This is a genomic window from Streptomyces sp. NPDC059373 (genome assembly GCF_042751495.1).
GTDB lineage: Bacteria > Actinomycetota > Actinomycetes > Streptomycetales > Streptomycetaceae > Actinacidiphila.
Map to the genome: position 1 here is coordinate 1 of NZ_JBHYXC010000074.1, position 19,128 is coordinate 19,128.

The window sequence follows — 19,128 nt, forward strand, 5'->3', positions numbered from 1 at the left end:
GCTGGGCGGCGCCCCGGGCAGGCGGGACTGGTCGAGCAGGCCTCCAGTCCTACAGGCGGCGCCAGCCGGCGGAGGCGGAGGAGAAGCCGCCGAAGAGGATCAGGCCGACGGCGACGGCGAGCCAGGGGCCGGCGGGGGTGGTGGCGAAGCTGCGGAGGGTGGCGTCCATGCCCTTGGCCTGGTGGGGGTCGAAGCGGATGGCGGCGACCAGTACGAAGACGCCGGCGGCCGCGAAGACGGCGCGCCGCGCCGCCGGCGACGCCGAGGCCGGCGACCGCGTGCGCCTCCGGATCAGCGCCACCCGTCCGCTGTTTCAGGTGGCCGACGCGCACCGACGGATCGAAAGCAGGCGGGGTAAACGGCAACTCGTCCTGCAAAGTAGAACGGTGAGCGAGACCGATGAAGTTCAGGGATGGTTCTGGTCTACATACCGGTGCCGGGCTTGTCGGACGCTGTCCTCGAGGGCCTGCATCAGGTCGATGACGGGCTGTGGCTCGGGAGGCTCCGCCCATGCCGAGCCTTCGAGTTTCGCCGTCACGACCTGTTCGAGGGCCGCTCCGTACTCGTCATGCAGAGCCGTGATGTCCACCCCGGCCAGCTGCCCGATCAGCACTTCGGCGAGCTCCAGCTCCCGCTCGGTGACCGGTGCGGGCGAGGCGAGGTCGCCGGGCTCACGGAGCTCCTGGGGCCACCGCAGCGCGTGCACGACCAGAACACCGCGGCGCGGGCGCAGCACGGCCAGGCGCTCGCGGGTGCGGACGGCGAACGTGGCGATGCCGACGCGGCCGGTGCGGGCGAGGGCTTCGACCAGGAGCGCGTACGGGCGCTGGGCGACGGGTCCGTCCGGGGCCTCCCAGCCCCTGCCGATCTCGGCCTCGCTGACCTCGCAGGCCTCCGCCTCGCACACCCTGCGATGCCGAATTCTGGAACCGTCGGCCGCATGGACCTGGTGCATCCGCGGCCTCGGATCCTCCGTCGCGGCATAGAGGCGCACCGGCACACTGACCTTCTCTGAACTAGGGCGCCGAGCAGTGAGTTCACGCGCCATCGATCCCGAGCAGCCAGCCCACACCTCGCCACAGCCCGTGGAGCGCGGCGACGGCCGGCCGGGAGCCGACGACTATGGACAGGCAACTTGATCCTGGGTGGGTGCCGCGTCGCGTTCGCGGTTGGCAGTACGGATCCAGGCGGGATGCAGGACCGCGAGGACCAGGCATGCGGAGGCCATCGCGCTCCAGAGGCCGGCCGCTCCGGCGTGCTCGAGCAACTGTGTACCGACGAGCGGGGCGACGATCCCGCCGATGCCCCAGCTGGTGCCGTAGACCGCCAGGTACCGACCCTTTCCGCCGACCGGGGCGAGGCTTGCGACGAATGCGTACGCGCGGCCCACGAGGAGCAGGTCCCCCACGCTCCACACGATGGTTGCTGTGACGTAGGCGAGCAGGCCGTGGGCAAGTGCGTATCCGGCGAGTCCGAGCGCCAGCAGGAGATAGCCGGCGGCGAAGGCGGCAGGTGCTGGGAGTGTGGCGAGTCGGTTGAGCCGCAGCAGTGGCTGTCCGGCGGTGATGGTGAGGGCGGACGTGGTGAACAGCAGCCCGGCGTCGGCTGGTTGCAGTCCGCGTAGTTCCAGGGAGAGTGGCAGCGCGATCATGATCTGGAGATAGACCACGGCGAACAGCGTCCCTGCCGTAAGCATTATGAGCAACGAGCGATCCCGCCAGGGTGCGACGGAGACTGTCTGCTGGGTTGCTTCCTTCCCGGTGCGGTGGTCTGCGGGGAGGATCAGGTGCACGGTCAGCGCGCAGAGCAGGCAGGTGAGGGCGTCGACCAGGAACAGCCACCGCAGGTCCCAGCGCCCCAGCCCGGCCGCCAGCAGACCCGCGCCCATGCCAGCTACTGCCAGAGCTGCGTTCAGCAGGCCGTAGGCGCGGACCTGTTCACCCGGCGCCACCACATCCGCGATCATGGCTTGGCTGGGCGGCTCGTAGATCTCGAAGGCCAGCCCCATTAGCACTGCAAAGCAGGCTGCCGGCACCAAACCGTTGGACGCGGCGATGCCCAGTTGCGCTACCGCGCATCCTGTCAGCCCGACCACGATCGTGCGGCGCCGACCGATTCGGTCGGCCAGGCGACCGCCGATCAGACGCGAGGGAATGGTGGCGAGTCCGAAGGCGGCGCTGATGTACCCGGCGACGCTGGTGCTGGCACCGAAGCTCGTCGTGATCAGCACGGTGAGGAACGACAGGGAGAACGCCCCCAGCCGGTTCACCGCCCGTGCCGCAATCAGCAACCGCACCGCCCGCGGCAAATGCTTCCCGCCCTGTGCAGACCTCACGAACCCCCCTCGCGCGTGACCAGCGAAACGGATATCGTCGGTCGCGTACGGACGCTAGACGCCGAAGGAGTGACCGGTCAAGTGATGTTCGATGGTCACGTGGTGACGCTGCTCGACGCGGCCGTCTCCCTCGTGAATGCGCTGACCGACGGCACCCGACAGGGCCGCCCCTACGCTGCTCCCCGCGCGGACCAGCTCTCCCTGGCGGTGCACGAGGCGCTGCCCCTGTCAGCGCATCGCTCCATGGTCGAGCCGGGCCACGCCGTCTATCTCGCGCAGACCGCACAGCAAATGCGGGCGGTGTTCGAGGCCGTCGACAGTGGCCACATCGATCAGGCGGCCCAGGCCGTGAATGCCCTACTGCGAACCTCTGGCGCCCGGCCTCAGCTCGATTGCGTCGAGGGCGAGCCCTGGCAGGTCCACTTTCACGGCTCCGAAGACAGCCTGGCCGTGGGTTGGAGTGCCGGATGCGCCACCGCTCTCGCCCTGGCGATCGGTAGCAACCTCGCTGGGCGTCTCGGCGTCTGCACGGCCCCGCAATGCGACCGCGTTTACGTGGACGCTTCGCGCAACGCCGTCCGACACTTCTGCTCCACAGCCTGCCGTAGCCGAGTCAAGGCAGCGGCCTTCAGGGCGCGTAAAGCGCACCTGAGCTGAGCTTTCGTCAGCTCAGGTGCGGCCAGGCCGAGTTCCCGGCATGTGAGGCAAACCCAGCTCTATCGTCTTGCCAGCCGATGCGCGGCGGTCGACTTGGGTCAGTTTGTCGATGGCTCCGGCAAGACTGACCCGGAGTCCCTCGATCTCGCCGAGCCAGCCTTCCCGTTCAGCCTCGGCGATCCGGTCTAGGAGGTTGTCGCGAATCTCCACCAGCCGGGCGCGCTGACTCGGCTCGGGCCTGAGGAGCGAGCAGCGCACGCTCGTTTGCGATGTCCCATGCTCAACATCAACCCCAAGATGCTGCCTCGCCTCGACGAGATCGAGACAGATCTCCTGGCTCGCCGGGCCCGTGCCGAGCAGGAGGGCTGGCTCGGAGAGATCGAGGGCATCGAGCTCACCCTCACCTTCCTCCGTCAGAAACGCGAAGAGAGCCAGCGGCTTGCTCGCATTGCGCCGGTCCATCTCGGCATGCCGGGTCTCCGATCCACCGAAGAAACGCTGTGACCTGCATCTTTGCGGCGTCTCGCGAGTGAGGATCCCGTGATGATGTGACGAGAATCTCCAGAGCTGCAGGATTTCGGCCGGTTGTGACTGAGCAGCTGACTTGGCTGCTCTGAGCACCACGGACAGCACGTTATCCACCGCATTGCGGTCATTCGTATTGGCCGTCCGCTGGTGTGACGCAGGTGGGCGTCCGGACGCAGCAGCACGAGTGATGACCGACGAGCAGTGCAACGCCGCGACCACGTGGTTCCTGAGAGGTCCCTGTGACCTGACCTGCGGTTCTGGCTGTGAAACGACCTCTTGCTAAGTGTGACACTTTCGGGCGCCATAGCGCGGTACAGAGTGAGCCGACTGGTCAGTCCCTGTCGCGGCCGAGCCACGGTGGCAGCGGCCCGACGTACCGGCGGTGCCCGCACGACACGATGCACGGGAGGCGTTATGGGAAGGGACTTTTGGCGGACGATCCAGATGGCTATTGAGAAGGACAACTGGACGGCCCGGCTTGTAGTAGTGCTCTGTACGACAGGAGCAGCCGTGCTCGGCGCTTACACGATCGGCGCTGCCAGGTAACCCGGGTCGGCAGCCGCGCGATGGGTACTCGGCCGCCTCCCTGCAGGAGAGGTCCCGGACGTCGCGCGGTGTCTGCCGCGCCGTGCACCCACGGCCGCTCGGGTACGTACTGGCGCTGGTCTGCGGGACGCACGCCCCATGACGCGCCGGAGTCCGGACTGCCCAACCACCCATCGGGCCGGTCTACGGGCCGGACGCCGTGGAGGGGGATCCTGCCGAGAAGCTGGAGGAGCCCGGCTCGTACCCCTTCACCCGTGGTGCCTATCCGTCGATGTACACCGGCCGTCCATGGACGATCCGCCAGTACGCCGGCTTTGGCATCTCCGTCGAGCCCAACCACGCTACAAGCAGCTGGGCGTCAGGCCCCGTCGGCAGCTGGCTCGGCTTGACATGGTGCAGAGAAGAAAACGCCACCACCTCAACAGGTCCATCCCGTACGAACGGATCGTCGACGCCGGCCTCGAGCACGCCTGCAACTCGGCAAAGAAGGACGCAACCGGAGCGATCACGGCCCCTTCCACGTCGAGCAGCACGTATGGCCGCATCGGGTTCGCCATCTCTACCAGCGCACCAGTCTCCGGCAGCACGAAGCTCGCCAGATCCCGGGCATCCCCGCCCGTCTCAAGCATGGCCGGGAAGCTAGCAGACGTAGCCTCTGACCTGCGTGTATTCGCTACTTAGTTCAGTCAACGTCACAGCCCACACGTCACGTGACGGGGCTGCTGGGCTGGTGCCGGCGCCTCCGGCAGGTCGCCGTCCGGGGCCGGTCCGTCGTTGCTGACGGGGTGTCCGGGCCGGCGAGAGAGCTGCATCACCGTGCGGCGGCCGCGCGGGAGGAGGCGGCCGGGCTCCGCCGTGAAATCGACTCGTTGAACGAGCGCCTGGCGGAGGCCGAGGAGCGTCTGGCCCGGCTGGAGATCGCCCGGGAGACGGTCGCCGAGATCCTCGGCGAGGCGGGCGCGGATCACCTGGAGGCCAGTTCGGCTGTGGCCCCGGAGCACTTTCGTGGTTCCGGGGCCACGAAGCGACCAGCAGCCGATCAACCGGTGATCTCGATGCGGCGTGGCCTGGACTTCTCGGTCTTGGGCACGCGCACTGTCAGGACGCCGTCGGCGAGTTCGGCGGTGACATGGTCGGCGTCGGCGTCGGCAGGCATGGCCCACCGGTAGTCGAACTGTCCGAACCGGCGGGTCCGTCGGCGCAGCACGCCGGAGCGTTCCTGCTCCTCCACCTCGCCGTGGACTGCCAGCTGGGAATCGGCCGCCTCCACCGTGATCTGGTCCTTGCCGACGCCGGGGAGCTCGAGTTCGACCTGGTAGGCGTCCTCGGTCTCCTCAACGTCGGTCGGCGGCACCCAAGCGTCCGCGGCAAGCCCACCGCCGCCGGGAACGGTCGACTGCCACAGCCGTCCCATGCGGTCATAGAAGTCCTGGAACTCGCGGAACGAATCCCACAGTGCGGGCGATGCCTCTCGACGGACATGAAGTGTCATGTCGATCATCTCCTCCCGATGAGCATCTGCTCGTGTCCCGCACGTGAAGGTGCTTCTCGGAAGACCCTCTGATCGAGGCCTCCATCTCCCTACATTTCCGTCCTTTATGAGTTTATTCCTCCGCCTTTGGTTGTTTCCGCGCGTATCGGCTGCCGTCCGAGGGGCGGCGCTCTGTCCGCCCGGCGGGTTGCCCTCGCCGACGGGGCCGGTGGTGCTCCCGGCGGCCGAGTTGGGCCCAGGCCGTTGGCGGCCGGTCGATCCGCAGCTTGCACAACCTTCATTGTCGATATATGGGTTGATATGTGGAGGTTGTTGGATTCCTGGGGAGGGGCTCTGTCAGCGACGGAAGGGATCGCGACTGCGGATGATGATCGACACCTGTGAACGGCTGGCCGCGCGAGCCTCGATGCCGGCCCCTCACGGCAGACACCAACCGCCAGGGACCGTCGCACCGCTGGTGCGAGGTGTCCCTGTGACGTCCACGACCTTCCCCAGGGAGGCCCTGTCATGGCCCAGGTGCCGGTGAGCGTACTGGACCTTGTCAGGCGGCGGCGTGAGCCGGCCGTCGTTCAGTCGCTGAGATCTACCGTGGCCGCCGTAGTGGCGTACCTGGCGGCACTGCATCTCTCTCCCGATCGGCTGCCGCTGCTCGCTCCGCTGACCGCGGTGCTCGTCGTTCAGGTCTCCCTCTACGCCACGTTGACCATAAGTATCAAGCGGATCATCACGGTGGTCGTCGGCTTGCTGATCGCGGTCGCCTTCGGCGATCTTGCCGGCGTCACTTGGGGGAGTCTGGGGATCCTCGTTCTCGCATCATTGGCCGTCGGTCACCTTCTGCGTCTGGGGGAGCTTGTACCTGAAGTAGCGGTCAGCGCACTGCTCGCGCTCGGTCTTTCGAACCCGGCCACCCATGCGGTGAACCATCTGGTCGAGGCGCTCATCGGCGCGGGCGCCGGGATCTTGGTGAACCTGGTGGTCCCGCCGCCGGTATACGTTCAACCGGCGAGCGAGGCGGTCGAGGACCTGGCTGCCAGGATGAGCGGGCTGCTGCGCGATGTGGGTGCACAGCTGAAGTCCGGCGCAACCAAGGATCGTTCTGAAGCCTGGTTGCGGGCGGCACACCGGCTGGACCGCGAGATTGCCCGCGTGGAACAAGAGTTGACCAGGGCCGAGGAGAGTCTGCGATTCAATCCGCGGGCCCTGCCGCTTCGCCACGCCGGACGGGTTCTGCGCGACGCCCTGGACAGCCTGGAGCGCTGCTCGGTCAGCCTGCGCTCGCTGAGCCGCTCTCTTCATGACCTTGGTCGTGAACGAGAACCGAACGAACCGATCTACACCGGCGGGAGCGCAGCACTGATGGAGTGCCTTCTGCGTCGTTTGGCCGTCGCGGTCAACACCTTTGGCCGTCGTGTGGCTGCGCAGGCCGTCGCCGACGGTGACCGTGCCGAGCGCGATCTCAGCGCGACGCTCGTGGACGCGCGTGAACTCCAGGAGCACCTGACGAGATCGCTTCGAGCGACCCAGCCGGGGAGCTGGGAACTGCACGGGGCCGTGCTCGCCAACGCTGCCCACATCATCGATGAGTTGGAATCGGCCCACCGCTCGAGCCTGCATGAGGAGGAACGCCGCGCCGATCGCGGCTCGCCACCTTCGAACGGCGGGGCCCGTCTGGAGCGCCTGCCCTGGTTCAGCGCCGACACGGGCGGAGCACGGCGACCGGCCAGGACCGGTAGGCGCATCCGCTCACGAGGTGACGACCAGCATCCGCGCCGATGCACTGAGTGACGAGGAGGAGGTGCGGCTGAACACAAGCCCCCATCTTTCCGTTGGCCTTGCAGGAAACTTGCGAGGCTGTTTATAAGGGCAATGAGGCATCCATGGGCGCCTCATGTACACCTCTTTTCACGCACGTTGTGGTTGGAGGGTGACCGATGACGCAAGGGTGGACTTTCGCCGGGGAATCCGCGCAGGTCGATACGGGCGTGGTCACACTGGTCGAGGGTTCGTCGTTCTGTCTGTCCGAACGAAGCGGTGACATCGTTCACGGGACACCGCAGGGCCTCTTCTACCGCGATACCCGCATCCTGTCGGTCTGGCAGCTGCTGCTGGACGACGAGGAGGCCGATCCGCTGTCGGTAATGTCCCAGGAACCGTACCGGGCCGTCTTCCTCGGCCGGGCCCGTCCTCGGCCAGGCCACACTGAGGCCACGATCCTGGTCGAGCGCCGCAGGTTCGTCGGCGCCGGCATGCGCGAGGACGTGGTACTGCGCAATCTGGGCAACGAGGCCGCTGCCTGTGTGCTCACGCTCCGTGCCGAGGCCGACTTCGCGGACCTGTTCGAGGTAAAGGAAGGGCGGATCCGCCTCAGCGCTCGAGGCCGTGGGAGACCTCAGCCCGGCGCAATGCCGCAAGAGCGTCCTGGACCGGTTCCAGCCGGATGCCATGGCGGCCGGCTACGAGGCGGTGTATCGACGGCTGGCCACCACGGAACAGAAGCATTCGGCGGCATCCGCCGGTAAGCAGGGCGCCGAGCCGGCCACGGACCTGCAGCCCGCGGCCTGAGGCCTCCGCCTGCGCGGGTATGGCGCTGCAGATGTGCGGCGCCCCACCCGCCGCCTCCCGGAGACTGAGCTGCGCTTGGCATCCACCGACGTCATCGCCCCTGCCTACGGAGTATCGGCGCAACGGCTGCGCCCTCCGGCTCACGCGGTCACGGACCAGGGGGCTGCCACTCGAACATCAAAATCGTGGCGTCGTCGCTGAGTTCGTTGCGCCGGTGCTCGAGGACGGCATGGATGAGCAGGCGCAGCACTTCCGGGGCGCTCTGCCCTGCTGCGGTCGACCGGATGATGTAGTCGGTGAAGCGCTCCAGTCCGAACTCTTCGCCTTCCTCATTGCGTGACTCCACGACGCCGTCCGAGTAGAGCAGTATCCGGTCACCGGGTTCGAGGCTGGCATCGTACACCTGACGGGCGGCCCCGGCGAGACTGGCGGGCAGACCCAGAGGAGGCTCAGGTGACCGCTCCAAGGCCCTATGGAACAGCCGGTGGCGGCGGATGAGCAATGGAGGCGGGTGGCCGCAGTTGCACCATCGCAGCACTCCGGTCGGCATGTGCAACTGGGTAAAAATTCCCGTGCAGAACTCGTCCGGAAGCCACTTCGCCAGCGCATCGTCCACGGTGCCCACGAGTGTGCCCAGGTCTGCCCCGCTGCGCCGGGCGTTACGGCAGCCCGCCATGGCGACAGAGGTGGCAAGCCCGGACGCCAGATTGTGCCCCATGCCGTCAAGGATCGTGGCGTGCAGAACGTCCTCGGTGAACGAGTGGTCGAACGCATCGCCGCCCAGTTCGTACGCAGGCTCCAGGACCGCCGTCGAAACGACCCGCCCGGTGCCGATGGACCTGGGAGGAAGGAAGGCCCTGACCATCTCCGTAGGCAGTTCCATCGTCCTGGTCCGCATGCGCTGTGCGATGGTGTCGCTGTAGGTGCGCTTGGATGTGATGATCAGTGCCAGGATCAACGCCATCGTCCGGCAGCGCCGTAGCTTGAGCCCGTCCAGGGTGTCCATGTTCAGTTCGAGGACGCCCAGCCGTTCCGCCCCGTCGGCCAGGGGCAGCCACACGTTCAGCCCGTCGGCGCGGTCTTCTTCCACCCGGAGAGAGCCGGTGCGGTAGGCCCATCCGGCAAGGGAAGCGTCGAGCTCGAATTCCGGCTCGCCTTCGACGAGCGGCAACAGCAGTCTTTGCTGGATGTCGACCAGATAGACAACCGCCCGGCTCACACCCATGGCCTCGGCATACCGGTTCACGACCACAGGCAGTTCTGCAGGTGATGCCAGCTGGGCTGCTCTGACCAGTTCCTCCAGCAGCCGCTCCCCGGGCCCGACGGACATGTTCCTGTCCATGGCTTCGATGATCCCTGAGAGGTCGAGCCTCCACAATCTGGGCCCTCTGCTACCGAGGTGCGGACCGATCAGCCTGGTACCCAGGGCTTCGGCGTAGTCGCATGATGTCCGGTTCGTGATCATGTGAGGCCGAGGAGGGCGAGCGGCCGTTTCGGGTCGCGGGAGTTGGCCCGGAGTGCGGCGGCGACGTTCTGGGTGCCGGCGAGGCGGAGGGCACCGATGGCGAGGTTGCTCCCGGCCCCTGGGCTTCCCAGTCAGCCTGGCCGACGGGGCGCGGGAACGCATGCGCATGTCGGGACCCAAATAGCCTCCCTGTATTGCCCTGCCAGGCCCAGGTGGCCGACTGCCCGGGTAGTCGGACGGGCGGGCGATCCGTCGATCCAGGCCGGCCGGGCCGCGGGTAGCTGGACCGCAGCGTCACGGTCAGGCGCCGCCGCTTGTGCCGCTGGGAAAGGAGGTGAAATAGGACGGGTTCTCCACCAACATGCCACTCACCCATGCCCGCGGGTGGGCCCATTTTTGCTATCTTTGTCTGTGCTGGCCGGCCTGGGTGGCCGGGTGAATTTGGGCCCGGGCAGACGCAGGCCGCATGAACCCTGGCGCCGCGACGCTGGACCGGTTGGAGCGCCTGAAGGCCCGGGAAGCCCGTTTTCGACGTGTCCTGCTCCGGGCCGGTGACCGGTTTGGCCATTGCTGCCGCACGCGGCTCTGCGGGCCCACCCCCCTCGGCACCGTCGTCCCCACCCCACGTTGCAGGAGTTTCGACGATTGAGGACTCCTATGGCCAAGGCAGTCGGAATCGACCTCGGCACGACCAATTCCGTGATCGCCGCGTGGCAGGGCGGGGAGGCCGCGGTCGTCCCCGACTCCGCGGGCAGCCGTATCACCCCGTCGGGCGTGGCCTTCACCGACACTGGCGAACCCCTTGTCGGCCAGCTCGCCCGTCGGCAGGCGATCCCCAACCCCAAGGGGACCATCTACTCCGCCAGGTGTTTCACCGGCCGCTGCTTCGACATCGTCCCCGACGAGCACGGCAACGCGCGCTTCAAGATCCGCGACAAGCAGTACGCGCCGGAGGAGATCAGCGCGCTGGTGCTGCGAAAGCTCGCCGACGACGCGGGCAACGCGTGGCGGAGGCGGTCATCACCGTGCCCGCCCACTTCAACGACACCCAGCGCACGGCGCCCAAGGAGCCGGACGCATAGCCGGCTCGACGTGCTGCGCATATCAACGAGCCGACCGCGGCCGCACTCGCCTTTGGTCTGGACAAGAAGCAGCACGAGACCGGGCTCGCCTTCGACCTGGGCGGCGGTACCTTCGACGTCAGCCTCCTCGACGTTGGCGATGGCGTGGTCGATGTGCGGTCCACGGCGGGCGACGGCCACCTGTGCGGCGACGGCTTCGACCGGCGCCTGGTGGACCACCCCGCCGACAAGTTCCAGCAGGAGAACGGCATCGACCTGCGCAAGGACCCGCACGCGCTGCAGCGGCTGTTCGAGGCTGCGGACAAGGCCAAGACCGAGCTGAACTCGGTGACCCAACCACCAGCTCGCCGGACAGCTCAAGCTCGTCAAGGTCGACATCGACCGGTCGCCGGCGCTCGCGCAGCGGTTCCAGGTCATGGCCGTGCCGACCCTGGTCCTGCTCGACAAGGGAGCGGAGATGTCCCGCCCGGCCGGTGCCGCCCCGGCCCCGGAGCTGCGCCGCTGGGTGGAGGAGACCATCGCGGGCCGCGGCTGAGGAGTCCCGCCCACGGAAGGAGAACCCTCATGGCCACGATTCCCGACCCGCACCTGGCGATGGTGCGCCCAGTGACGCCGCGTACCCCGGAGGGCTGCGAGGAGTGCCTCATGGAGCGTTCCCCGTGGGTGCACCTGCGGCTCTGCCTCACCTGCGGGCACGTCGGCTGCTGCGACTCCTCGCCCCTCAAGCACGCCAGGCGGCACGCGGGCAGCGCCGGTCACCCCATCGTGCAGTCCTTCCAGCCGGGAGAGGACTGGCGCTGGTGCTACGTCCACGAGGCCCTGGTCTGATGAGCACGGCCGAGCACAAGCATGGTGCGGTCCGCGAGACACCGGACCGATACGGGGCGTTCCCGCGCCTGACGCCGGAGCAGCTCGAGGACCTGACCGTGCACGGTGAGCGCCGCAGGACCGCCGAGGGCGAGGTGCTGTACCGCGAGGGCGAGCCGTTCCGGGAGTTCCTCGCAATCCTCAGCGGGACCGTCGAGATCCTCCACGACCACGGCGGGCCCGACGAGCGCACGGTGGCGGTGCACGGACCCGGCAGGTTCCTGGGTGAACTCGGGCTGCTGGAGGGCCAGGCGGCGTTCGACACCGCCGTGGTGCGCGAGGCGGGCGAGATCCTGGCCGTACCGGTGGAGCGGCAACGCGCCCTGGTCGGCCGCGACCCCGTCCTCGGCGACCTGATCCTCCGCGCTTACCTGGGCCGCCGGTATCTGCTCATCGGCCTCGGCGCCGGCTTCCGGATCCTGGGGTCGTGTTATTCACCGGACACGCTGCGGCTGCGTGAGTTCGCCGCCCGCAACCGGCTGCCCCACCGCTGGGTGGATCTGGAGAAGGACAAGGAGGCGGAGGCGCTGCTGCGTCGGTTCTCCATCCGTCCCGAGGAGACTCCGGTGGTCATCTGGAAGGGCGAGCGGGTGCTGCGCAATCCGAGCAACGCCGAACTCGCCCGGCTCATCGGGCTGCCCGCCCCCTTGCCGGAGGCCGGGCGGTGCGACGTGTTGGTGGTCGGTGCGGGTCCCGCGGGACTCGCCGCCGCCGTGTACGGTGCGTCCGACGGCCTCACCACGGTCACCGTCGACGCCGTGGCCACCGGAGGCCAGGCCGGTACTTCGTCTCGCATCGAGAACTACCTTGGCTTCCCGTCGGGCATCTCCGGGGGCGAGCTCATCGAACGCGCGGTGCTCCAGGCCCACAAGTTCGGTGCCCGCCTCATGGTGCCGGCCCAGGTCAGCGGGCTCACCCCGCAGGACGACGAGTACGTCGTCACCTTCACAGACGGGTCCCGGGCCCGGGCCGGCGCCGTGGTGCTCGCCTCGGGCGTGTGGTACCGCAGGCTCGAGGTGCCCGGCATCGACCGCCTGGAGGGCACCAGCGTCTACTACGCGGCGACGGTCCACGAGGCCAGTCTCTGCCAGGCGGATCCGGTCGCCGTGGTCGGCGGCGGGAACTCCGCCGGGCAGGCGGCGCTGTTCCTCGCGAACCACGCGTCCAGGGTCCACCTCCTCGTCCGGGGCGGTGACCTCAACGCGGACATGTCGCGCTACCTGGTGGACCAGGTGGAACGGCACCCGAAGATCGAGGTGCTGCTCCACACCGAAGTCCGGGGCGTCTCCGGGGAGGAGAAGCTGGAGTCGCTGACGGTGGAGGACAACGCAAGTGGTGAGCGCCGGGAGCTGCGGGCCGCGGCGCTGTTCGTGTTCATCGGGGCCCGGCCGTGCACGGAATGGCTCAGGGGCGCGCTGGCCCTGGACGAGAAGGGCTTCGTCCTCACCGGCGCCGACGCCCAGGCGGCGGCCGACGCGACCCGGTGGGCCTCGCTCGGCCGTGGTCCGTTGCTGCTGGAGACCACCCTTCCCGGGGTCTTCGCCGCCGGCGACGTAAGGAGCGGCTCGGTCAAACGGGTGGCCTCGGCGACCGGTGAGGGTGCCATGGCGATCCGCCTCGTGCACGAGCACCGGGAGCAGACGGGCAACCTGGTCCGCACCGCGGGCCCCGAGGGGCGTCGGCCGGTGGCGGGCCAGTCCGAGTCCTGGCGCTGACCCTCCCCCTGACGGACCCCGTAGGCGGCCCGGCCCACCACACGCTCGTCCTCCCAGCCGGCGCCCAGCGCACCGCCGACGGTTCCCATGGACGTGATGAACCGGGCGAGGGAGAGGTAGTACCCGGCATCGGGCTGGTGCCCGAAGCCCGGGCGCAACGACTCCGGTGTGAGCAGGAACGCCGCGGTGACATGGACGAGCACGAACAGCGTGGCGTACAGGCAGGCGATGCCGATGAACAAGGTGATCACGGTGACGGTTGTCAGGCGCCAGGCCCGCCTGAGAGCCCGCGGCAGTGAGCCGTCGTCCCACGGCGATGCCCCACGCCGAGCGCCCCGCGGCGTGAATGTGCGAGGCCGGTGTGCATGAGGCCAGGAGGGGTAGCTGGACCAATGTCCGTCCCATCAAGCGGAAGCCGGCCGGCCATGAGTCAGCATGTTCACGTCCGCCTCAACCACGGCCTGGCCGTGTCCGAGGACGGCGATCTGATCGAGCAGTCCCGCTGCCGGTGCGGCGCCACCTGGACCAGGACGTTCCAGGCAGCGGAGGACGATCCCGAGCGCTGACTCTCCGAGGCGGGCATCGGGACCCGGGAGGAGGCGGCCGTGCGGGCCGGACTGCTGGAGCGGCTACCCGTGGAACAACGAGACCGCCTGCGCTGCCCGCCACCGGACGGGCACGCGGTGGACCGGCCGATGCTGGCCGTGCTCAGCGGCCGGCGGACCTTCGACGGTGGCTGGCTCTTCGAACGCAAACTGGACGGCGAACGTGCCCTCGGACTGCGCAGCCATGACCGCGTTCAGCTCCTCTCCCGCAATGGCCTGCCCCTCCATGCCACCTACCCCGAGGTCGCGGCCGCCCTGGCGGAGCAGGAGTGCTCCGACTTCACCGTGGACGGCGAGATCGTCGCATTCCGAGACGGCCGCACCGACTTCTCCCTCCTGCAACGACGGATGCAGCTCACCGACCCGCGCACGGCCCTGGCCAGCGGGGTCCCCGTCGTCTACTTCCTGTTCGACCTGCTCCGGCTGGACGGCTGCGACACCACCCGGCTGCCGCTGCGCACCCGGAAGCAGTTGCTGCGCAGCGCCTTCGAGTTCCGCGGACCGCTGCGCTTCACGCCGCACCGCAACCACGGCGGGCAGGAGCTCCTGGACCAGGCGTGCGCCCGCGGCTGGGAGGGGCTGATCGCCAAGCGCGCCGACTCGGTCTACGTCGCCAGACGGTCGTCCGACTGGCTCAAGCTCAAATGCGCCGCCGGGCAGGAGTTCGTCATCGGCGGCTTCACCGAGCCGACCGGCAGCCGGACCGGCTTCGGCGCGCTGTTGCTGGGCTACTACGACGGCGGGCGCCTGCGCTACGCGGGCAAGGTCGGTACCGGCTTCGACCGGGCCACCCTGCTCGACCTGCGCCGCCGCCTGGAGGCTCTGCGGCAGTCGCGTTCCCCGTTCGAGGCGGGGCCCGAGATACGGGAACGCGGCGCGCGCTGGGTGCGTCCGGAGCTGGTCGCCCAGATCGGCTTCACCGAGTGGACCCGGGACGGCAGGCTGCGGCACCCCCGCTTCCTCGGCCTCCGCTTCGACAAGAAGCCCACCGACGTGGTGCGCGAGGTGCCTGCCTCAGGCTGACGGCCGAGAGGACGTGGCCGTCGTCGTACAGCGGGCGCCACGCCTTCCCCCGCCTCGCAGACGCCGTAGCGTGCGGCGCGGGCCCGACCGATGTCCGCGTGTTGAACGGGCCACTGACGGCGGGGCACCGGTGCGCTGCCCCGTCTGGCCGCGGCTTTCTTCAGGACGGCCGTACCAGACCGGTGTCGTAGGCGAAAATGACGGCCTGTACCCGGTCGCGGGCGCCGATCTTGGCCAGGATGCGGCTGATGTGCGTCTTGATGGTCGACTCGGACAGGCTGAGATCGTCGGCGATCTCACTGTTCGTCAGACCGGCCGCGATGTCGGTCAGGACCTCGCGCTCACGCTGGCTCAGCCCCGACAGGCGCGGATCGCCGTCGGGGTCGCGCAGGGGGAGGTGCGTGGTGAAGACCTCCAGCAGGCGGCGGGTCATCGCGGGCGCGACCACCGCCTCGCCGCCCGCGACAGCCCGGATTCCCGCGAGGAGTTCGTCAGGGCGGGCGTCCTTGACCAGGAAGCCGCTCGCGCCGGCGCGCAGCGCACCGTACGCGTACTCGTCGAGGTCGAAAGTGGTGAGCACGAGCACCCGGGAGCGGCCGCCGGAGGCGACGATCTGACGTGTGGCCTCGATGCCGTCCATGCCGGGCATGCGGATGTCCATCAGCACCACGTCCGGGTGCAGCTCGGCCGTCCGGCGCACCGCCTCCGCGCCGTGTTCCGCCTCGCCGACCACGGTCGTCTCCGGGCTGCTGTTGAGCAGCATCCGGAAACCGACGCGTTGCAGCGGCTGGTCGTCGACGATCAGCACCGTGGTCACGGGCGCTCCTGAACTCAAGGCCGGCCCTGGGGTGCCGGGCGGGCATTACCGGGTTGCGGATCGACCTTCGTCCGCACGTCATGATTTATGGGCAGCACGGCCCGTACGGTCCAGCCACCGGCCCTGCGCCTGGAGACCGCGCTGCCCCCCGCGAGTGCGGCGCGCTCCCTCATGCCGATCAGGCCCTGCCCCGGGGTGTGGCTTCCGCCCACACGGTCCGGTGTCGCCTCTTCCACCGGCGGGCCGGTGTCGTCGACTTGCACCAGGACCTCACCGGCGCGTGCGTCCGCCGTGACGGCGACACGCACGCGGGTGCGCGGTCCGGCGTGCTTGAGGCTGTTCGTCAGAGCCTCCTGGACGATCCGGTACATGGCCAGCTGGAGGCTCGCGCTGAGCGATGAGAGGTCGCCCGAGGCGGTGTAGGTCACGATCGGCCCTGCGGCCCGGATCCGCTCGCACAGGGCGGCGAGTTGGGCCGTTCCCGGCTGGGGGTGCAGCTCCGGGCCGCAACTGTCGTCACGCAGTTCGGCACGCAACACGCCGAGGGTACGGCGCAGTTCCCCCAGGGACGTACGCCCGGCCTCGGCGATCGTCCGGAGGACTTCCGGGCCCCGCTCGGGTTGCAGCTGGGCTTCGGCCGCGCCCCCGTCGGCCAGACCGACGATCACCGCCAGGCTGTGTCCCACGATGTCGTGCAGCTCGCGCGAGACCCGCGCGCGTTCGTTCGCTGCGGCCAGCAGCTCGCGTTGCTCACGCTCGATCTCCAGGGTCGCCGCCCGCTCGGCCAGCGCGGCCAGCTGCGCCCGGCGCATCCGGCCGGCGAGTCCTAGGGCCGCCGCCGCGGTGGCCGCGCACAGCACGAAGAACAGGGACACCCACGGCTGGGACGCGAGCGGCTCGACCCGGAAGGCCAGCAGCGCGCATACCGGCGCCGCGGCGACCGCGACAGCCCGCAGCGAGCGCGGCGAGGCGTAGCGGCCGACCCCGTAGAGGGCGATCATGAGGCTGAGGTCGCTGCGCAGCGCCAGTCCCAACGCCCACTGCACCGCGCAGATCCCGAGCACCACGCCGAAGACCGCCAGCGGGGCGCGCCGACGCCACACCAGAGGCAGCGCCAACGCAGCCGCGCTCACCACGACCGCCCACGCCGGCACTCCCTGCACCCCGAACAGGCCACGCTCCTCGTGTTCGAAGAGGTCGGCGATCGCAGACGCCAGGACGCCTGCCGCAAGCAGCGAGTCCAGTAGCTGCGGCCGGGCCCGGTCCGCGGCACGGAAGCGGATCCACCCACTGGCCAGCGACTGGTCCCACACGGGATCTGCTACAGAGTTCATGGTGTGCCCTCGGACAGGGTCGGTGGAGTCGGGGTGCCGTCCGGTACGCCTGTCAGCTGTCGGAGCACTTCACACGGTACGCCGCCCCCACCAGCACGGCTCCCACCCAGCCGAACAGCACCAACAGGCCCGTACCCGGGCTCAGCATCGTACTGTCCGTGTGCAGGGTGAAGATCGACTGGCCTGCGTTGCCCGGCAGGTAGGGGGTCAGGTCCGTCTTCCAGTTGCTGGGCAGCAGATCCAGGAAGACCGGCATCAGCATCAGCGTGCCGACCAGCAGACAGATGCCGCCGGCCGCAGAGCGCAGCAGCATGCCCAGTCCCGCGCCCAGCACGGCCACCAGCGCCAGGTACAGCCCGGCACCGAACAGGCAGCGCAGCACGCCGGTGTCCGACAGGGACAGCGCGATCGGCTTGCCGGAGAGGAAGCCCGCGCCGGCCAGGAAGGAAGCGACCGCGCCCGCCGCGCCGACCGCGAACACCACGCCGAAGTAGATCAGGCTCTTGGACCAGAGAACCGGCAGGCGCCGGGGCACCGCGGCGAAGGTGGAGCGGATCATGCCGGTGGTGTACTCCCCGGCCGTGGCCAGCACGCCCAGGACACCCACCACGAGCTGGGTCAGGGTGATGCCGTCCAGCGCCAGCGCGGCCGCGTCGTGCTGGTCCGCGTGGAGCGGGTCGTACCGGTAGGCCGCCACCACGCCGATGACGACCGTGGCCAGCACGGCGACGGCGAGTGTGATCCAGGTGGAGCGCAGCGAGAGGAATTTCGACCATTCCGAGCGCAGCACCCTCGGGAAGGTCACCTTGTAGGAAGGGTTCGCGGTCGTCGTCGTAGCGGCGGGTGTCGTCTGGACGCTGGTCATGCTGCGGCGCTCCCGTTCGTGTCCGTGCTGGTGGTGCTGCGGTATTCGACGGAGTCCTGGGTCAGGGCCATGAACGCCTCTTCAAGGGAGACTGCCTGCTGGGTGAGGTCGTAGACAGCGATGCCCGCGTCGGCGGCCCGGCGTCCGATCTCGCGCGCGCTCAGCCCCGACACGTGCAGGGTCTCCGTGCCGACCTCGCCGGTGACGGTGACGTCCGGGCCGGCCAGCAACGAACGCAGCCGGTCCGGGTCGGAGCAAACCACCTTGACGCTCTCACCGCCCGCTTGCTCGACGAAGGCCTCCACCGTTGTGTCGGCCAGCAGCTTGCCCCGGCCGACGATGACAAGGTTGGTCGCCGTCAGCGCCATCTCGCTCATCAGGTGCGAGGACACGAAGACGGTCCGCCCCTCGGCGGCCAAGCCCTTGAGGAGGGTGCGGATCCACAGGACGCCCTCCGGGTCGAGGCCGTTGACCGGCTCGTCCAGCATCACCGTCCCTGGGTCGCCCAACAGGGCCGCGGCGATGCCCAGACGCTGCCCCATGCCCAGCGAGAAGGAACCGGCGCGCTTCCTGGCGACCTTACCGAGGCCGGCGAGTTCGATCACCTCGTCCACCCGGCGGCGCGGAATGCCGTGGGTGTACGCGAGTGAGAGCAGGTGGCTGTAGGCGGAGCGGCCGGGATGGACGGACCTGGCCTCCAGCAGCGCCCCGACCTCGCGCAGGGGCGCGGCGTGCTGGGCGTAGTGCTTACCGTTGACCGTCACGTGGCCGCTGGTGGGCGCGTCAAGGCCGATGATCATGCGCATGGTCGTGGACTTCCCCGCCCCGTTGGGGCCGAGGAAACCCGTAACCACGCCCGGCTCGACGGTGAAGTCCAGGTCGTCGACAGCAGTCTTGTCGCCGTAGCGCTTGACCACATGGTGGATCTCTATCACTGGCGGGTTTCCCTCCACGATGCCTGACCGGGTCCGCCGTCGATCCCGGCGGCCCTGCCAAGAACGCTAGGCGGCCCACGACTCCCGCCGACGGCACCACGATGCCGACCAAGTCACCGTCGTTCGTACTGCGGTACTAAGCGCCGTCGTCCGCAAGTAGCACACGGTGCGCCGACTGCACGCCCCCAAGACTTTCCCGCAGGCATTACTGACCTTGAATGCGTGGTGTCGTGGGGGCTGACGGGTGGTGATCCCTGCGGTATGCCGTGTGTATGAGGTACGCGCAGGGCGGTGGCTTGA

General features: G+C 69.1%; 16 protein-coding genes and 4 pseudogenes. 10 read left to right on the plus strand and 10 right to left on the minus strand.

Going from position 1 to position 19,128, the window contains the following annotated elements; translation table 11 throughout:
* Positions 1–49 precede the first annotated feature (49 nt).
* From ACFXJ5_RS40060 to ACFXJ5_RS40070, 3 genes and pseudogenes are all read right to left on the minus strand, one after another.
* Positions 50–253 (minus strand): annotated as a pseudogene (locus ACFXJ5_RS40060) (DUF1206 domain-containing protein); the annotation flags it as partial.
* 153 nt (positions 254–406) lie between these two features.
* Positions 407–1,048: a Ku protein gene (locus ACFXJ5_RS40065; RefSeq protein ID WP_384643096.1), complete on the minus strand. Its 642-nt coding sequence runs from the start codon at positions 1,046–1,048 to the stop codon at positions 407–409.
* A 72-nt stretch (positions 1,049–1,120) separates the two neighbouring features.
* Entirely contained in the window at positions 1,121–2,335 is a 1,215-nt protein-coding gene (locus ACFXJ5_RS40070; RefSeq protein WP_384643099.1) for an MFS transporter, read from the minus strand.
* Positions 2,336–2,350: 15 nt separating this feature from the next.
* On the opposite strand from ACFXJ5_RS40070, the gene ACFXJ5_RS40075 reads away from it, so the two are divergent.
* Positions 2,351–2,992 (plus strand): CGNR zinc finger domain-containing protein, encoded by a 642-nt coding sequence (locus ACFXJ5_RS40075; protein ID WP_384643102.1) that lies wholly within the window; start codon positions 2,351–2,353, stop codon positions 2,990–2,992.
* Positions 2,993–3,004: 12 nt separating this feature from the next.
* Here the strand turns inward: ACFXJ5_RS40075 and ACFXJ5_RS40080 are convergent, their stop codons facing one another.
* The gene (locus ACFXJ5_RS40080; RefSeq protein ID WP_384643105.1) at positions 3,005–3,616 is read right to left on the minus strand and encodes a hypothetical protein; all 612 of its coding nucleotides are present in this window, start codon (positions 3,614–3,616) and stop codon (positions 3,005–3,007) included.
* 622 nt (positions 3,617–4,238) lie between these two features.
* Between ACFXJ5_RS40080 and ACFXJ5_RS40085 the strand changes: the two are divergent.
* Positions 4,239–4,403, plus strand: a pseudogene (locus ACFXJ5_RS40085) (methylmalonyl-CoA mutase family protein); the annotation flags it as partial.
* A 702-nt stretch (positions 4,404–5,105) separates the two neighbouring features.
* On the opposite strand, the gene ACFXJ5_RS40090 reads toward ACFXJ5_RS40085, so the two are convergent.
* Complete coding sequence (locus ACFXJ5_RS40090; protein WP_384643108.1) at positions 5,106–5,558, minus strand: Hsp20/alpha crystallin family protein; 453 nt, start codon at positions 5,556–5,558, stop codon at positions 5,106–5,108.
* A 507-nt stretch (positions 5,559–6,065) separates the two neighbouring features.
* Between ACFXJ5_RS40090 and ACFXJ5_RS40095 the strand changes: the two genes are divergently transcribed.
* Positions 6,066–7,343 carry an aromatic acid exporter family protein gene (locus tag ACFXJ5_RS40095; protein ID WP_384643111.1) on the plus strand — a complete coding sequence of 426 codons (1,278 nt, stop codon included), beginning with the start codon at positions 6,066–6,068 and terminating at the stop codon, positions 7,341–7,343.
* A gap of 146 nt (positions 7,344–7,489) precedes the next feature.
* Entirely contained in the window at positions 7,490–8,077 is a 588-nt protein-coding gene (locus ACFXJ5_RS40100) for a glycogen debranching N-terminal domain-containing protein (protein ID WP_384643114.1), read from the plus strand.
* 191 nt (positions 8,078–8,268) lie between these two features.
* Here ACFXJ5_RS40100 and ACFXJ5_RS40105 read toward each other — a convergent pair whose 3' ends face one another.
* On the minus strand, positions 8,269–9,462 hold the full coding sequence (locus ACFXJ5_RS40105; protein ID WP_384643117.1) for a PP2C family protein-serine/threonine phosphatase: 1,194 nt from the start codon (positions 9,460–9,462) through the stop codon (positions 8,269–8,271).
* Between the two features lie 780 nt (positions 9,463–10,242).
* Between ACFXJ5_RS40105 and ACFXJ5_RS40110 the strand changes: the two are divergent.
* From ACFXJ5_RS40110 to ligD, 6 genes and pseudogenes are all read left to right on the plus strand, one after another.
* Positions 10,243–10,946, plus strand: a pseudogene (locus tag ACFXJ5_RS40110) (Hsp70 family protein); the annotation flags it as partial.
* A gap of 64 nt (positions 10,947–11,010) precedes the next feature.
* Positions 11,011–11,202: pseudogene (locus ACFXJ5_RS40115) on the plus strand (thioredoxin family protein); the annotation flags it as partial.
* Positions 11,203–11,231: 29 nt separating this feature from the next.
* Positions 11,232–11,495 carry a UBP-type zinc finger domain-containing protein gene (locus ACFXJ5_RS40120; RefSeq protein WP_384643138.1) on the plus strand — a complete coding sequence of 88 codons (264 nt, stop codon included), beginning with the start codon at positions 11,232–11,234 and terminating at the stop codon, positions 11,493–11,495.
* The gene (locus ACFXJ5_RS40125) at positions 11,495–13,249 is read left to right on the plus strand and encodes an FAD-dependent oxidoreductase (RefSeq protein ID WP_384643120.1); all 1,755 of its coding nucleotides are present in this window, start codon (positions 11,495–11,497) and stop codon (positions 13,247–13,249) included. The genes ACFXJ5_RS40120 and ACFXJ5_RS40125 overlap by 1 nt, the downstream gene beginning before the upstream one ends.
* Before the next feature lie 425 nt (positions 13,250–13,674).
* Positions 13,675–13,815: a hypothetical protein gene (locus ACFXJ5_RS40130; protein ID WP_164836375.1), complete on the plus strand. Its 141-nt coding sequence runs from the start codon at positions 13,675–13,677 to the stop codon at positions 13,813–13,815.
* A gap of 39 nt (positions 13,816–13,854) precedes the next feature.
* The gene (gene ligD, locus ACFXJ5_RS40135) at positions 13,855–14,877 is read left to right on the plus strand and encodes a non-homologous end-joining DNA ligase (protein ID WP_384643123.1); all 1,023 of its coding nucleotides are present in this window, start codon (positions 13,855–13,857) and stop codon (positions 14,875–14,877) included.
* A gap of 160 nt (positions 14,878–15,037) precedes the next feature.
* On the opposite strand, the gene ACFXJ5_RS40140 is transcribed toward ligD, so the two are convergent.
* From ACFXJ5_RS40140 to ACFXJ5_RS40155, 4 genes are read right to left on the minus strand one after another with little or no spacing between them, the layout of a single operon-like run.
* Positions 15,038–15,694, minus strand: a complete 657-nt coding sequence (locus tag ACFXJ5_RS40140; RefSeq protein ID WP_384643126.1) for a response regulator — start codon at positions 15,692–15,694, stop codon at positions 15,038–15,040.
* A gap of 14 nt (positions 15,695–15,708) precedes the next feature.
* On the minus strand, positions 15,709–17,028 hold the full coding sequence (locus tag ACFXJ5_RS40145) for a sensor histidine kinase (protein ID WP_384643129.1): 1,320 nt from the start codon (positions 17,026–17,028) through the stop codon (positions 15,709–15,711).
* 52 nt (positions 17,029–17,080) lie between these two features.
* A complete protein-coding gene (locus ACFXJ5_RS40150) occupies positions 17,081–17,893 on the minus strand; it encodes an ABC transporter permease (protein WP_384643132.1) in 813 nt (270 codons plus the stop codon).
* Positions 17,890–18,828: an ABC transporter ATP-binding protein gene (locus ACFXJ5_RS40155; protein WP_384643135.1), complete on the minus strand. Its 939-nt coding sequence runs from the start codon at positions 18,826–18,828 to the stop codon at positions 17,890–17,892. Before ACFXJ5_RS40155 ends, ACFXJ5_RS40150 begins: the two co-directional genes overlap by 4 nt.
* Positions 18,829–19,128: the final 300 nt, after the last annotated feature.

What these genes read in the sequence shown, in the direction of transcription:
- ACFXJ5_RS40150 (WP_384643132.1), bottom strand. Translation starts at nt 17,893, where the DNA reads ATGACCAGCGTCCAGACGACACCCGCCGCTACGACGACGACCGCGAAC.
- ACFXJ5_RS40130 (WP_164836375.1), top strand. Translation starts at nt 13,675, where the DNA reads ATGAGTCAGCATGTTCACGTCCGCCTCAACCACGGCCTGGCCGTGTCC.
- ACFXJ5_RS40145 (WP_384643129.1), bottom strand. Translation starts at nt 17,028, where the DNA reads ATGAACTCTGTAGCAGATCCCGTGTGGGACCAGTCGCTGGCCAGTGGG.
- ACFXJ5_RS40125 (WP_384643120.1), top strand. Translation starts at nt 11,495, where the DNA reads ATGAGCACGGCCGAGCACAAGCATGGTGCGGTCCGCGAGACACCGGAC.
- ACFXJ5_RS40095 (WP_384643111.1), top strand. Translation starts at nt 6,066, where the DNA reads ATGGCCCAGGTGCCGGTGAGCGTACTGGACCTTGTCAGGCGGCGGCGT.
- ACFXJ5_RS40090 (WP_384643108.1), bottom strand. Translation starts at nt 5,558, where the DNA reads ATGACACTTCATGTCCGTCGAGAGGCATCGCCCGCACTGTGGGATTCG.
- ACFXJ5_RS40100 (WP_384643114.1), top strand. Translation starts at nt 7,490, where the DNA reads ATGACGCAAGGGTGGACTTTCGCCGGGGAATCCGCGCAGGTCGATACG.
- ACFXJ5_RS40065 (WP_384643096.1), bottom strand. Translation starts at nt 1,048, where the DNA reads ATGGCGCGTGAACTCACTGCTCGGCGCCCTAGTTCAGAGAAGGTCAGT.
- ACFXJ5_RS40105 (WP_384643117.1), bottom strand. Translation starts at nt 9,462, where the DNA reads ATGGACAGGAACATGTCCGTCGGGCCCGGGGAGCGGCTGCTGGAGGAA.
- ACFXJ5_RS40120 (WP_384643138.1), top strand. Translation starts at nt 11,232, where the DNA reads ATGGCCACGATTCCCGACCCGCACCTGGCGATGGTGCGCCCAGTGACG.